The following is a 13,855-nucleotide window of genomic DNA, read 5'->3' on the forward strand; positions in this document are numbered from 1 at the left end:
TATGGCATCACAACTCACGAGAAGACACCTACCTTAACCTCAATCGGATGATCCGCTGAAGGCCGTAGGAATTTTCCTGCGGCCTTTTTTGCTGCGTTCAAGATGTTCAGGATAGGGTCTTCCATAACCAAGGAGGATCCTTCACGATGTTAATGATAAATGGTCAAAATATAAAGAAATACCACGGCGCCCAGTTGGTGCTGGCGGACGTTACGTTTGAAATTCACGAAGGCGAAAGAATCGGATTGGTCGGACGGAATGGGAGCGGCAAATCGACCTTGCTGCGCCTCATTTCCAAAATGGAAAAGCCGGACGAAGGGCTGCTAACGGTGCGTAAAGATACACGAATCGGTTACTTGGCCCAGATTCCGACGGAATGGGAGAGCGGCACCGTGTACGATGTGCTCGCGGCTAGTTTTGCGGAGCTGCTGGAGTGCCGGGGCGAGATGACGGAGCTGGAACAGCGCATGTCGGAGCCTGCTGCGGACGGTCAGCTTGATCAGCTGCTCGGGCGGTATGCGCGGCTGCAGGAGCGTTTTGAGCGGGAAGGCGGCTATGACCTGGACGCTAGAATCGACCAGGTGGCAACCGGACTCCGCATTGCCCGCGAGGTATACGAGCGAAGCTTCGCTTCGCTATCCGGTGGGGAAAAGACGAAGATTGCGCTCGCTTCCCAACTGATCGGCAAGCCGGATGTCCTGCTGCTCGATGAGCCGACGAACCATCTTGATTTATTTGGCGTTGAATGGTTGGAAGAGTACTTGACCCATTATGAAGGCGCTTGTTTTATCGTGTCTCATGACCGCTACTTTTTAGATCGGGTCGTTACCCAAATTGTCGAGTTGGAGGACGGGGAGTCTTCGACGTATCTGACCTCCTATACGGAATACATGAAGGAGAAAGAAGTCCGACTGCTGCAGCAATTCGCGGATTATCAGGAGCAGCAGAAGGTCATCAAGAAAATGAAAGAGACCATTAAACAGCTCATGGAGTGGGGGCGTATCGGAGGAAATGATAAGTTTTTCCGCAGAGCGGCATCGATGCAGAAAGCGTTGGATCGCATGGAGAAGCTGAAGCGCCCTGTTCTTGATCCGAAAGCGGCTGAATTCGGGCTGAAGTTGGATGATCGCTCCGGCAAGCGGGTCATTGTGTTTGATGGCGTAAGCAAGCGGTACGGGGACAAAGTGCTGCTGCGGCAAGCAAGCGGCTTGCTCGAGTATGGCGAGAAAGTGATGCTTCTGGGGCATAACGGTTCAGGGAAGACGACGCTGCTGAAAATGCTTTTGGGCGAGGTGCAGCCGGATGGCGGCAAGCTGGAAATCGGCGCGCGCGTGGACATCGGGTACTTGGCACAGCAGGAGTACCCCGAGGATCAGAAGAAGACGGTATTGGCTTACTTTTGCGAGGAAGCGAAGCTGGAAGAAGGGGAAGCTAGAAGCCGGCTCGCCGCTTATTTGTTCTATGGCGCCGATGTTTTCAAGCCGGTTAGCTCGCTCTCAGGCGGAGAATGGACGCGGCTGCGGCTGGCGTTGCTCGTGCTGCGCAAGCCGAATCTGCTCATTTTGGATGAGCCGACGAATCATATGGACATAACCTCAAGGGAGGCGCTGGAGGAAGCGCTTGAGGAGTTTCCAGGCACGGTGCTTGCGGTGACGCACGACCGTTACTTCATCAACCGGCTGTCCCAAAAAATCTGGGAGCTGGATCAAGGGCGCATCACCGTTTATTTGGGCAGCTTTGATGACTACAAAGCGAAAAGCGCGCAGCTGCGCGCGGCGCAGGCACGCAAGTCGGATGCCGCTCCGGTGGCGAAGTCCGCCGGAGCAGGGTCACAGGCAGCGGCGGCCAAGGCGGAGCCGCATGCGGCATCTGTTCCGCGCGGGAAGTCACGCAGATCGGCTGCGTTCGCGCGCGAGCGGCTGGAGCGGGACATCGCGGAAGCGGAGGCGCGGCTCGGCGGGCTCGACCAGGCGCTGGAGAATCCGGCGCCTGAGGAGCTGAGCCGCCTCTGGGCAGAGCGCGAAGCGGCCCAGGGGGATCTGGATCGGCTGTATGCGGAGTGGATACAGCTTGAGGAATAAGAGGAGGAGCCTGCGGGCTCCTCTTTTTTGTGGCGGCGGAAGAGAGGTGGAACTACGATCCGCTATTTGGAGGTAAAGCGCCCCTTTGCCCTGTTAAAGGGAACTAGGGGGGCGCTATTTCACTTGAATGGGCCGATATGCAGGCAGATGCGCGCGGATAGGGTCCTGTAGTTCCGCTAGGTCAGCGATATCGGCTGATTTAGCCGAAATAGCGGACTACAGTTCCGCTAAATCTAGTTCAAAGCCGCGGCTTAACCTTGTGCTCTAGCCCCGCCGCTAAACCTGGACCCAACGCACAGGGATCTCCACGCGATGAGGCGAATACTGGCCGCTGCACTGCTCAAGCAGCAAGCTTACGGCTGAGAGCGCCATCTGCTCCTCATCCTGCAGCACGTGCGAGATTCCCGGGATTTCCGGATCATCGAAGGACACGAGCTCGGTATTAGGATTCAGTCCTTCCTCTTCATGTAGGGCATGATGCGTAAGCCTCGCCATCTCGGCTGTTAAAGCAAAAACAGCTGTTATGTGGGGATGTTGATGCAGAAATGTAGCCACATAAGCTGAGGTGTCGCCGGTTCTGAGGATGTCGATGGGCACGTGACACCATAAGCTTTTATCAATGGGAAAGTTGTTATCAATATAAGCCTTTTCGAAGCCATGAGTGCGATCCTCTATGGTTGTATTCGTATTATCCGGGGAAATAAGCGCAATTTGCCGATGTCCCTCAATGAGCAGACGGTCTACGGTTTCATAGGCGCCTCCCCAATTATCGGATGTAATGCGGTACGTATCGATATTACGCAAGTAGCGGTCAATGAAGACAAAAGGGTATTTGTCTAAAGACAAACGCAGCAGCGATTCGTTATAACTCTCATCTTCCGTAGGGAAAACAATGATGCCGCGGACGCCCTCCGTGTTCGTAAGCTGCTCTACGGCACGGGACTCTTCATGGGAAGATTCCCGAGTGATATGCAGGACAAGCTGATAACCAGCTTCCTTGACATAAAACTCGACATAATCGACTAGTCGTTGGATGACCTTTGTTTTCATTGTAGGGATAATCAAACCAATGTAATTGTAATTTTGCGCAGCTGGCAAAACGGGGAAAGAACGCGTCGCCGCCGTTTCCGTGGTCGAGGTTACCGGATCTGGCGAAACGAAGGTTCCCTTCCCTTGAATGCGCGTGACGAGCCCCTCGTCCACGAGAGCGGCCAGGGCATTTTTCACCGTAATTTTGCTGACCCTAAATTCATCCATGAATTCCTGCTCGGAAGGCACGCGGTCTTTGGGCCGAAGCTCTCCTGAAAGGATCTTATCTTTGATGGATTGGTAAATTTGTCGATAGAGAGGAACCTTATTCATTCTAGCATCACCTGATTCTTCGTAATCTAGCTAATTTCATTGTACTTAGTAAATGAGCAAAAGGGAATATATTTAATATAATAAATATGATTTTATACTAAATTGGTTATATAAATATGGAATTTTATGTACTATAATTCGATGTGTAAAGCGCTTACAAGTTGTTAATTCCAATCTAGGGGGAATCATTGTTATGAAAAGGAAGCTTCAAGTAACTTCAGCTGCGGTCCTGGCATCGATGCTTTTACTATCTGCTTGCACATCAAGCCCGAGCTCCACGCAAAGTAATAGCGCAACCAAGCCAGGCGAGCCGGTCAAGCTGAGCTTCTGGACGTTTAATGAACTGCATCAGAAATTTTTTGAAAGCATGGCCGAGTCATGGAATAAAGATCATCCTGATCAGTCGATCAAACTAGAAGCGACAACGTTCCCTTATGATGATAACCACAACAAACTGCTTGTTGCGCTGCAATCCGGTACAGGTGCTCCTGATATGGCTGACATTGAAATCAGCAAGATTGGAAATTTCCTGAAAGGCGATGTGCAGCTTACCCCTCTCAACGATATCGTTGAGCCGGAGAAAGCGAATCTGGTCATGTCTCGACTCGATAATTATGCCAAAGACGGCAAATATTACGGCATCGATTACCACGTTGGTGCTCAAGTCATCTACTATAACAAGGATATTCTCGATAAAGCGGGTGTGAATGCGGATAACATTAAGACGTGGGACGATTATGAAAATGCAGGCAAACAGGTTCTCGCAAAAACCGGAAAGCCGATGACGACCGTCGAAACGCAGGATCAGTGGAGCTTTTGGCCACTCGTCGTTCAGCATGGATCAGATTTTCTGGATAAAAGCGGTAACGTAACACTGGGAGATCAAGCGAATACGGATGTGCTGTCTTACCTTCAAAAGCTGGTGAAGGAGAAAGTAGCTATTGTGGCTCCGGGCGGCTTTCATCATGCCGAAGAATACTACGGCTTTATGAATAAAGGCGGCGCAGCTTCGGTCTGGATGCCGATGTGGTATATGGGGCGCTTTACGGACTACATGCCTGATCTCAAAGGTAAAATCATCATTAAACCTATGCCGGTATTTAAACAAGGCGAGATGCGCTCTTCCGGAATGGGGGGCACGGGAACGGTCATTACGAAGCAATCGAAGAATCAAGACATAGCTAAGAAATTCCTGTCCTATGCCAAATTGTCTAAAGAGGGGAACATCCAGATTTGGTCGCAGCTCGGATTTGACCCGATCCGCTCAGATGTGTGGAACGACCCGGCGCTGAAAGCGGATAACAAATTCACCGCATATTTTGGCAAGAATCTGTGGGACGTTCTCATTTCTGTAAAAGGTGAAATTGCGCCTACGAATATTAAGGAGAAGACGCCGGCCGTTTCCGATTACCTGAAGACAAAAGCAATTTTCCAAGCGCTGAATGATTTGAAGGATCCGAAACAAGTCCTGGACGATGCCGTGAAAAATATCAAGTAGTTCGAACGCCTCGCGTTCCGCTGCTGGCTTTGCCTGAGCTGAATGATACGGCTGAGATGAAGCCGGCAGCGCTTCTAGAGAGGAGTAGCGATAGTCGATATGAGTAAATTTCTGTATTCCTCCCGGGTAGCTCCCTATGTATTTGTTTTGCCCTTTGTATTGTCTTTCCTCATATTTTTTGCCTATCCGGTAGTAACGACGGTGGTCATGAGCTTCCAAGAGGTGCTTCCGGGTCAAACGCATTTCATTGGGCTGGCCAATTATAAAAATTTATGGAGCGAGTCTTTTTTAACGGCACTGAAAAATAGCAGCAGGTATACGTTCTGGACCATTCTGGTGTTAATCCCGCTGCCCCTTGTGCTTGCTGTATTCCTTAACGGGAAGCTCACCAAAGCGAGCGCTTTTTTCCGTTCTGCTTTGTTTATTCCGTCACTCACTTCTGTTGTTGTGGCGGGGACGATATTCCGGCTTGTTTTCGGCAGTTTGGACGAGGCTGTGATGAACGGTTTCCGTCATTTGTTAGGCCTGCCGAGCATTAACTGGCTTGCGGGCTCAACGACAGGCATGCTTGTCATGGTCATACTGGCGACTTGGCGTTTTACCGGTGTCAATATCATTTATTTCTTGTCAGCGCTGCAAAGCATTCCGCATGAGCTATATGAGTCGGCGGAAATTGACGGCGCGAACAAATGGAACCGCTTCTGGCGCATTACACTGCCTTTATTGAAGCCGGTTGCAATTTATGTCATTACGATTTCTATCTATGGCGGCTATTCTATGTTTACCGAGAGCTTCATTCTGTGGAATGGCAATCGCTCCCCCAATGACATTGGTTTGACGATGATTGGCCTGCTCTACAGGGAAGGTATCGAGCGAAATAATTTGGGATTCGGTTCCGCCATTGGCATTACTTTGTTAGCGATTACGATGGTATTGAATGTCATTCAGCTAAAATTTTTCGGATTATTTAAAAAGGAGGACTAGGACATGCAAATGGAACGAAACAAATTCCTTCAATCCTCCTTATTGTTCTTACTGTTTGCCGTACTTGCGATTCTCGCTTTGTTCCCGTTCTACAGTCTGGCTTTGGCCTCGTTAAAACCATCCAAAGAGATGCTGCGTTACGGGCTTAATGTGAAGCTGCAGCCGGAACTGTTATCTTTTCATAACTATTCGTTTCTGTTTTCTGCCTCCGCCAAGAAGTACTTGATATGGTATAAGAACAGTATCGTGATCTCGGTTGTTTATACCGTATGCTGTTTACTTTTATCCTCTATGGTGGGTTACGGGCTGGCGATGTACCGTTTTGTCGGGAGAAATCTCATTTTCCTCTTCGTGCTCTTGGTCATGATGGTACCCGTTGAAATTATTATGCTCCCTCTTTATAAGCAGATGATCAGCTTCCGTTTAATCGATACGTATACCGGGGTTATTCTGCCATTTGTCGTAGCGCCGCTGCCGATCTTCTTTTTCCGGCAATATGCGGCTGGACTGCCGAAGGATTTCCTTGATGCGGGGAGAATTGACGGCTGCTCGGAGTACGGGATCTTTTTCAAAATCATGATGCCCTTGATGGCGCCGGCTTTCGGGGCTATGGCCATCCTGCAGGCTCTTGCCAGCTGGAACAGCTTTGTCTGGCCGCTAATTGTGCTCAAAACAGGTGAGAAGCTGACGCTGCCCATCGGCCTATCCAGCTTAGTCACGCCTTACGGCAACAACTACGATATTCTTATAGCCGGGTCCGTGCTGGCGATCGTACCGATCCTAATTGTTTTTATTTTCTTCCAACGGTTTTTCGTATCGGGGCTTACGGTTGGCGGTGTGAAAGGCTGACAGTGGGACTGACAAACTGACAAATTGATATTCACAGATAGCGTTAAAGGAGACTAACTTATGAAAAACTTGGAAACCAACGTCATCAAACCTCTTTTGGAGCAGCGTGCTGATCCTTGGGTATATAAGCATACAGATGGATTTTATTACTTTACAGCGTCGGTACCGGAATATGATCGCATTGAAGTGCGTCGCTCTGCGACAATCGAAGGTTTAAGTGAGGTGAAGCCAGTTGTAGCCTGGCGGAAATATAGCGAAGGCCCTCTAAGCGCCAATATTTGGGCGCCGGAGATCCATTTTGTAGCGGACAAATGGTATATCTATTTTGCTGCGGCTAGAACGACTGAAACGAATGAAGGGCTATTTGACCACCGGATGTTTGTTCTTGAAAATGATGCAGCCAATCCTCTGGAAGGGGAGTGGGTGGAGAAGGGGCAGCTGCGCACCGAGTGGGAGAGTTTTGCGTTGGATGCTACCTCCTTCGAACATCGTGGAATCCGGTATTTGGTTTGGGCGCAGAAAGATCCTGACATTGTTGGAAATTCGAACCTGTATATTTCGGAAATGAGCAGCCCCTGGACCCTCCAAGGCAAGCAGGTTATGATTACGACGCCGCAGTATGATTGGGAAATCATCGGCTTCAAGGTGAATGAGGGTGCAGCGGTATTAAAGGCCAATGGACGCATCTTCATCTCTTTTTCCGCAAGCGCAACAGACTTCAATTACTGCATGGGGCTGTTAACAGCAGACGAAGACGCGGATTTGTTGGACCCGCAGTCGTGGTCAAAATCAAAATCGCCGGTTCTCTCCACCGATGAGCACATCTCCCTTTATGGGCCTGGGCATAACAGTTTTACCGTGTCTGAAGATGGTACACAAGATATTCTCGTGTTCCACGCTAGGAATTACAAAGAGATTGAAGGCGATCCGCTTTACGATCCCAATCGCCATACATTTGTCCGCGTACTGAAGTGGCATGAGGACGGCACACCGGACTTTGCAGGTTCCGTGCTTGGCGATTAGAAAGCAGATAAGGGCTGTTCCGAAAGGTCTGAAAGGGCCGAGGGATGGCTTTTTTTGTTCCCTTGGCGCCTCGCCTTTATTTTGCAACCGTTCCGCCACGGTTCCGACATGGAAGTCGATTATCACAATATGATAAGCTTAGAGTACTACATAAAGGAGGCGATAGCTGTGATTCAAGTCTTTCCTGCACATACGCGTAACAGTTCAGATTTAGGCTGGCTCAAAGGGTATAAGAGCTTTTCGTTTGGTGATTATTTTGATGAAAATAATACGGGTTTCGGGGTTATGCGCGTTTGCAATTATGATGAAATTGCCGCGGGCCGCGGTTTTGGTCCTCATCCGCACAGCGATATGGAAATTGTCAGCGTCGTTCTCAGCGGAGCGATTAAGCACGAGGATAGTTTAGGAAATGTGGCGATTACGGCAGTTGGCGGCGTTCAGCGCATGTCAGCGGGCAGCGGCGTGATTCATGCCGAATATAATGCCTCGGATTCGGAGCCGCTCAGCTTGTTCCAGCTTTGGTTTATGCCGGCGAAGCGGGGCACGGAGCCGTCCTTCGAGAATGTGACCTATGTGCCGGAGGCCATGACGAATGCCCTGCTGCCGGTCGTAACACCTGAAGGCGGCGAGCACCAAGCGAAAATCTATCAGGATATGAGCATCTATCTCAGCAAGCTGGAAGCTGGTAAAGAGCTGATCTTCAATCAGGGCGAGAATCGGCGTATTTTCCTTATGGTCATTAGCGGGAAATTAGAGGCCAATCAGGCTCAGCTGGAAACTATGGACAGTGCGCGGATGGAGGCGGAGTCGACGCTTGTGCTCCGTGCTGCGGAAGATGCGCATTTCATGGTAATCGATCTGCCATAACAAGGAGGCTGCGGAGATGAAGGAACAATTTTTGGTGAAACATGCGGTGGGCGGCCGGGCATTTATCGATACAGGCAAGCAGCCGGTTGAGTATCTGTATAAGCAAGTAGAAAACCAATGGGTTTTTACCGTGAAGATTGATAGGGAGCGTATTGCTGAGCTTTTAAAATGGAAAGATGAACTTAATGTTTTTGTTTTTCAAGCGTTTGAGAATCAACCCACACGGAAAGTATGGTTCTATGTTGGCGATGACGCCGTTCATTATTCAGAGGAGCAGGGCGAGTTGACGATTATTGCCGGCTCTCAAATCGCCTATGTACCGGAGCATTTTAGCGCACAATTGTAATAGATAAGGAGCCCTGAAGGCTTGAAGGCCAAGGGAGCTTCTATGAATCGGAATGGAGTTACACCTATGAAAGAAGTGCAGGATGTACAGGATCAACTGTTGGAGAAGGCAGTTCCTTTTATTAGAGAGTGTTACGCTGAACTAGGCAAAAGCGAAAGCGAGATGGAAGCTCGCATAGCCGAAATTACCCGTTCCATCGGGTATAAGGGTTCCTACGAGCACACGCTGCAAGAGCTGGAGCATGGGGCCAAAATGGCCTGGCGCAACAGTAATCGCTGCATCGGGCGATTGTTCTGGGAGACGCTGACTGTGCAGGATGCCCGTCATGCGGCAACGGAAGATGAGATGGCGCAAGCTCTCTTCCGGCATATTGAGACGGCGACGAATGACGGGAAAATTCGCCCGATGATTACGGTATTTTCACCTGTGCAGGGGGCAGGGGCAACGGCAGGCCCGGGGGCCTTTATTCATAATGCACAGCTAATTCGATATGCAGGTTATGAGACGGAGGATGGCATTGTGGGCGATCCGGCTTCTTTGCAGATCACGGCCATGTGCCAATCTCTTGGGTGGCAGGGAGCGAGAACGTCTTTCGATGTCCTGCCGCTAGTCCTTCAGATGGGGAATAACACGCCGAAATTCTATGAAATTCCGAGCGGACTGGTCAAGGAAGTCACTATCACGCATCCGGATATCTCGGCAATGGCGGATTTGCGCCTCCAATGGTACGCGGTGCCGATTGTTTCTAACATGTACCTGGAGATCGGAGGCATTCACTACTCGGCGGCTCCTTTCAACGGTTGGTACATGGGTACAGAAATCGGGGCTCGTAACTTCGCTGACGAAGCGCGATATAACATGCTGCCGCGTGTAGCGGAAGTGATGGGGTTAGATACTCGGCGCGACGCTTCCCTCTGGAAGGATCGTGCGCTTGTAGAGTTGAATGTGGCTGTGCTGCATTCTTTCCAGCAGCAGGGCGTAGCCATTGTGGATCATCATACCGCAGCGCGGCAGTTCAAACGGTTCGAGGAGAAAGAGGAAAAGGCGAGCCGTGAGGTCACAGGCGACTGGACGTGGCTGATCCCGCCGCTTTCTCCGGCGACGACGCATATTTTTCATCAGCACTATAGCAATGAAGTGAAGCTTCCCAATTTCTTTTATCGGGATGAAGAGTAGATTAAGGGGAGCAGGTGCCTTAGGCGGCCTGCTTTTTTTGTTGTTGCTCGATGTATGAGTGTGTCGCGTTAAGCAACCCAGCGCTCAGCCTGCCCGACTCGCGCCAAGCAACCCATTTGCTCTGCATGATCACGTCGCACCAAGTAACCCATGTGCTCAGCCTGCCCGCCTCGCACCAAGTAACCGATCCGCTCAGCCTGCCCGCCTCGCACCGGGTAACCCATCCGCTCAGTATGATCGCCACGCACCAAGTAGCCCATCCGCTCAGGCTGGCCGCCTCGCACCAAGTAGCCCATCTGCTCCGAATGCCGCCTCGCACCAAGTAACTCATCCGCTCAGCATGATCGCCTCACACCAAGTAACCCATCTGCTCCGAATGCCGCCTCGCACTAAGCAACCTATCCGCTCAGCCTGCCCGCCCCGCGCAATCCCCCGCACCCCATGTCTCTGTTGTACTTTCTACAACATAGAACAGCATTAACCCCCACCCCACCACTCTTCATTGCACAAAGTACAATGAATTCAACCCAAATAGCGCAAAATCGCGCTATTCCACCCAAAACGTTGTACAAAATACAACGTAGAAGGCGATAACGGCCAAACTGAGGCCATATTGTTGCACGTAATACAACATAGAGAGGCCGATGCCATTATTGGAAACCGCCATTGGAGGAATTCCAATGACAAGCCCATTTTGGCAATGAAATCGCACGCTTCATTGGAGTAAATCCAACGGGGCAGCAAACTATTGCCTCAAATACGCGGATTTGCGTAGAAGTGGTTGGATTTTGTCCAATGAAATCACACATTTGGCTTCTCATGAAGCCTCTTCAGTGGATTTCATCCAATGAAGCACACACATCCGCAGCCCATCTGATGCGACGCAAGCAGTTATGGCAACTGAACCACCACAATTGAACTGGCACTAAGTCCAGGTCACCAACTCCCGGCGTGGCCTAACTTTATTTTTAATCAACGAAAGCTGGTAGGCAATTTCACACGTCTGTAGTATGATTTGGCGAGAAACATGTGCACGAATCCAGAGAGAAAAGGGGAACCCCACATGTGGCAGAAGGTGGCTAATTGGAATACACTGCGCAATCAAATGCTGGCCGGCTTCGTATTCGTTATGATCATCGTGCTAATTTGCGCTGGAGCCATTACGTTCAACTCGGTGTCCACCCTCCTGAACACGAAAGCGGAAACACAGATGAAGCAAATCGCCTCGCAGGCGAACGGCAGACTCGAAGCGATCCTCACGCAAATTGACACGCTAACGCTGCAGGCTGTCAATGACGCCTATCTACAGCAGCTGTTTCTTTCCAATGTGCAAGGTAAAGAGGTGACCTTTGGCGAGAGGCAGGCGTTGTCGAAGATCGCCAATCATATACAATCTTATAGCGGTGTAAGCAATGTGGAGCTGTACACGACGGGATTTGTACGTTTGTTCCCACTGGACGATCAGAAAATGTCCGATCGGGTGGACAACAACTGGATCGAGCAAGCGGATAAGGAAAAAGGGAAGCTGGTCTGGATCGGGAATGATCCAAAGGAACCCGGTACGGTTCTAGCGATTCGACGGATCAACTTAATTGACCGTTGGTTTTCGAATGGCGGTTATTTACTTGTCCGAATTAACAGCAGCTACTTTGATTTTCAGAAACAGTTAACGGATACAGGCAGTCACCAGGAATTGCTGGTACTGGCAGACAGCTCAGGAACACCGATCATACCGGATGGTGAAGTTACGGACGGTGTGGGCGAGTTAATGCAGACTACCTCTCAGACGGTAACGATCAAACAGAAGCGCTATATTCTGGTGAAGCAGCCATCGGAACAAACCGGATGGACACTTATGATTTTGTATCCGGTCAGCGATATTACCGATGGGATTTCTGTTCTGCGCTGGGCCATTATCGTATCCGGGGCGATTGGGTCGGTGTTGTTCATTATTCTCTCATTTTTGCTCTCGATGATGATTACTCGGCCTATTCTAAGGCTTATGAGAGCCATGAGAAATACGCGGCAAGGCGTACTGACGCCGAACCTTACGAAAACGTATACAACCGAGTTGAACGATTTGAATATGACCTATAACCAAATGGTAGACAATATCAACGGACTCATTAAATTGGTTTATGAAAAAGAGGTCATCCAAAGCCGCACGGAACTGCAAGCGCTTCAGGCGCAGATTGATCCGCATTTTTTATACAATACGCTGGAAGCTTTGTACTGGTCTTTGCAGGATAAAGATGAGGAGGAACTCGCCGATCTTGTTGTTGCGATGTCCGATTTGTTCCGTTATGTGATCGGCAGCCCAAATAAGGATGAATGGGTGTCGATGGGAGAGGAATTGGAGCACATTAAGCGGTATTTGAGCATTATGGGTGTGAGGTTCGGTTCCCGCCTGGTCTGGGAAATCAACATTGACGATGCGTACAATCATGTCCTGATCCCCAAACTGCTAATTCAGCCTCTCGTAGAAAATGCAATCCTACACGGTTTAGAAGGAAAAACGGATCCTGGTCTTATCACAATCCGCGTAGAGCCTTCACCTTTGGAAGCTGCGGAACTGCGAATCACGGTCAGCGATGACGGACCGGGGATGAGCGGACAGACGCTCCAAGCCGTCAAGGATGCGATGGAACGTGGAGGCGCGCCGTCGGGTAAAGGAAAGGGCATGGCAATTTCCAATGTCCAGCGCCGCATTCAGTTATATTACCCAGCACTCGCAGAGGGCAGCAGAGGCTTGTCCATCCATAGTATTCCGCGCCAAGGGACAAGCGTTAGCTTCGACATTCCGATTCATAAGGAGGATAACGATGATTCCACCAAGCAAAACCATACTGATCGTTGATGATGAGCCGCTAACGAGAGAAGGCATCCGCAAAACGCTCGAAGCCTGGTCGATCGGCCGCTATCACATCTTAAGCAGCAGCAACGGAGCTGAAGCGCTGGAAGTGTTGAATGCCCGCCCGGTGCATCTGCTTATCACTGATATTCGCATGCCGGAGATCAGCGGATTGCAAGTCGTAGAGGACTCGCGCAATACAGGGCATAAGCCTGTCGTTATCGTCATCTCGGGGCATCCCGATTTCCAATATGCGCAAACTGCCATTCAGCTAGGGGTCGTAAACTATTTGCTAAAGCCGATCAAAAAGAGCAAGCTCCTAGAAGCCGTTGAGCAGGCGCTGCAGATTGAAGAAGAACGCGGGCGCGTGGAGACGATGGAGAAAATGGTCGATTCCCGGCTCATGCAGGCCAAAACCGTCTCCATGAATTACAGCCCTCCCGTCAGGCAAGCCGTACTCTATGTAGAGGAGCATCTCCAGGAACCTCTGGGTATGAGCGAGGTGGCTGGGCACATCCATTTGAATCCGAGCTATTTCAGTGCTCTTTTTAAGGAACAGACCGGTTTCACTTTCAGTGAATATGTCACGAGGAGCCGGATTCAGAAAGCGAAGGAACTGCTTTTGCAGACCAGGCTGACGATTGCGGACATTTCCGAACAGGTCGGGTACCAGACATCGAAGTATTTTATTAAACTGTTCAAAGACTATGAAGGTATCAGTCCGAACCAATACCGTAAGCAGGCGAATGAGAACGAGGAGAACATAGAAACCCAAAATTAGATACCCAAAAATAGTGGTATATTTCCCGATAGCCGTT

At 50.1% G+C, this 13,855-nt stretch carries 12 protein-coding genes; 10 read left to right on the forward strand and 2 right to left on the reverse strand.

The annotated features are described in order from the left end of the window. The first annotated feature begins 146 nt into the window (after nt 1-146). Nucleotides 147-2,081, forward strand: coding sequence for a ribosomal protection-like ABC-F family protein (gene abc-f / locus AC3WTJ_RS14285; RefSeq protein ID WP_492522345.1), 1,935 nt, complete (start codon nt 147-149; stop codon nt 2,079-2,081). A gap of 276 nt (nt 2,082-2,357) precedes the next feature. Here abc-f and AC3WTJ_RS14290 read toward each other — a convergent pair whose 3' ends face one another. Next, nucleotides 2,358-3,443 carry a GntR family transcriptional regulator gene (locus AC3WTJ_RS14290; RefSeq protein ID WP_492522346.1) on the reverse strand — a complete coding sequence of 362 codons (1,086 nt, stop codon included), beginning with the start codon at nt 3,441-3,443 and terminating at the stop codon, nt 2,358-2,360. A gap of 193 nt (nt 3,444-3,636) precedes the next feature. On the opposite strand from AC3WTJ_RS14290, the gene AC3WTJ_RS14295 reads away from it, so the two are divergent. The 7 genes from AC3WTJ_RS14295 (at nt 3,637) to AC3WTJ_RS14325 (ending at nt 10,186) form a co-directional block, all read left to right on the forward strand. Then, nucleotides 3,637-4,941, forward strand: a complete 1,305-nt coding sequence (locus tag AC3WTJ_RS14295) for an ABC transporter substrate-binding protein (protein WP_492522347.1) — start codon at nt 3,637-3,639, stop codon at nt 4,939-4,941. A 99-nt stretch (nt 4,942-5,040) separates the two neighbouring features. Further along, nucleotides 5,041-5,925: a carbohydrate ABC transporter permease gene (locus AC3WTJ_RS14300; protein ID WP_492522348.1), complete on the forward strand. Its 885-nt coding sequence runs from the start codon at nt 5,041-5,043 to the stop codon at nt 5,923-5,925. A gap of 9 nt (nt 5,926-5,934) precedes the next feature. Then, a complete protein-coding gene (locus AC3WTJ_RS14305) occupies nt 5,935-6,774 on the forward strand; it encodes a carbohydrate ABC transporter permease (protein ID WP_492522697.1) in 840 nt (279 codons plus the stop codon). Nucleotides 6,775-6,834: 60 nt separating this feature from the next. Next, complete coding sequence (locus tag AC3WTJ_RS14310; RefSeq protein ID WP_492522349.1) at nt 6,835-7,797, forward strand: glycoside hydrolase family 43 protein; 963 nt, start codon at nt 6,835-6,837, stop codon at nt 7,795-7,797. A 168-nt stretch (nt 7,798-7,965) separates the two neighbouring features. Next, nucleotides 7,966-8,664 (forward strand): pirin family protein, encoded by a 699-nt coding sequence (locus AC3WTJ_RS14315; RefSeq protein WP_492522350.1) that lies wholly within the window; start codon nt 7,966-7,968, stop codon nt 8,662-8,664. A gap of 16 nt (nt 8,665-8,680) precedes the next feature. Next, nucleotides 8,681-9,010: a hypothetical protein gene (locus tag AC3WTJ_RS14320; RefSeq protein ID WP_492522351.1), complete on the forward strand. Its 330-nt coding sequence runs from the start codon at nt 8,681-8,683 to the stop codon at nt 9,008-9,010. Nucleotides 9,011-9,076: 66 nt separating this feature from the next. Continuing rightward, nucleotides 9,077-10,186 (forward strand): nitric oxide synthase oxygenase, encoded by a 1,110-nt coding sequence (locus tag AC3WTJ_RS14325; RefSeq protein WP_492522352.1) that lies wholly within the window; start codon nt 9,077-9,079, stop codon nt 10,184-10,186. A gap of 68 nt (nt 10,187-10,254) precedes the next feature. Here AC3WTJ_RS14325 and AC3WTJ_RS14330 read toward each other — a convergent pair whose 3' ends face one another. Next, nucleotides 10,255-10,482 (reverse strand): hypothetical protein, encoded by a 228-nt coding sequence (locus AC3WTJ_RS14330; protein ID WP_492522353.1) that lies wholly within the window; start codon nt 10,480-10,482, stop codon nt 10,255-10,257. 767 nt (nt 10,483-11,249) lie between these two features. On the opposite strand from AC3WTJ_RS14330, the gene AC3WTJ_RS14335 reads away from it, so the two are divergent. Continuing rightward, nucleotides 11,250-13,043, forward strand: a complete 1,794-nt coding sequence (locus AC3WTJ_RS14335; protein ID WP_492522354.1) for a sensor histidine kinase — start codon at nt 11,250-11,252, stop codon at nt 13,041-13,043. Beyond that, nucleotides 13,009-13,818, forward strand: a complete 810-nt coding sequence (locus tag AC3WTJ_RS14340) for a response regulator transcription factor (RefSeq protein WP_492522355.1) — start codon at nt 13,009-13,011, stop codon at nt 13,816-13,818. The genes AC3WTJ_RS14335 and AC3WTJ_RS14340 overlap by 35 nt, the downstream gene beginning before the upstream one ends. Nucleotides 13,819-13,855 lie beyond the last annotated feature (37 nt).

Source organism: Paenibacillus sp. FW101-FHT12H11, from assembly GCF_058790355.1.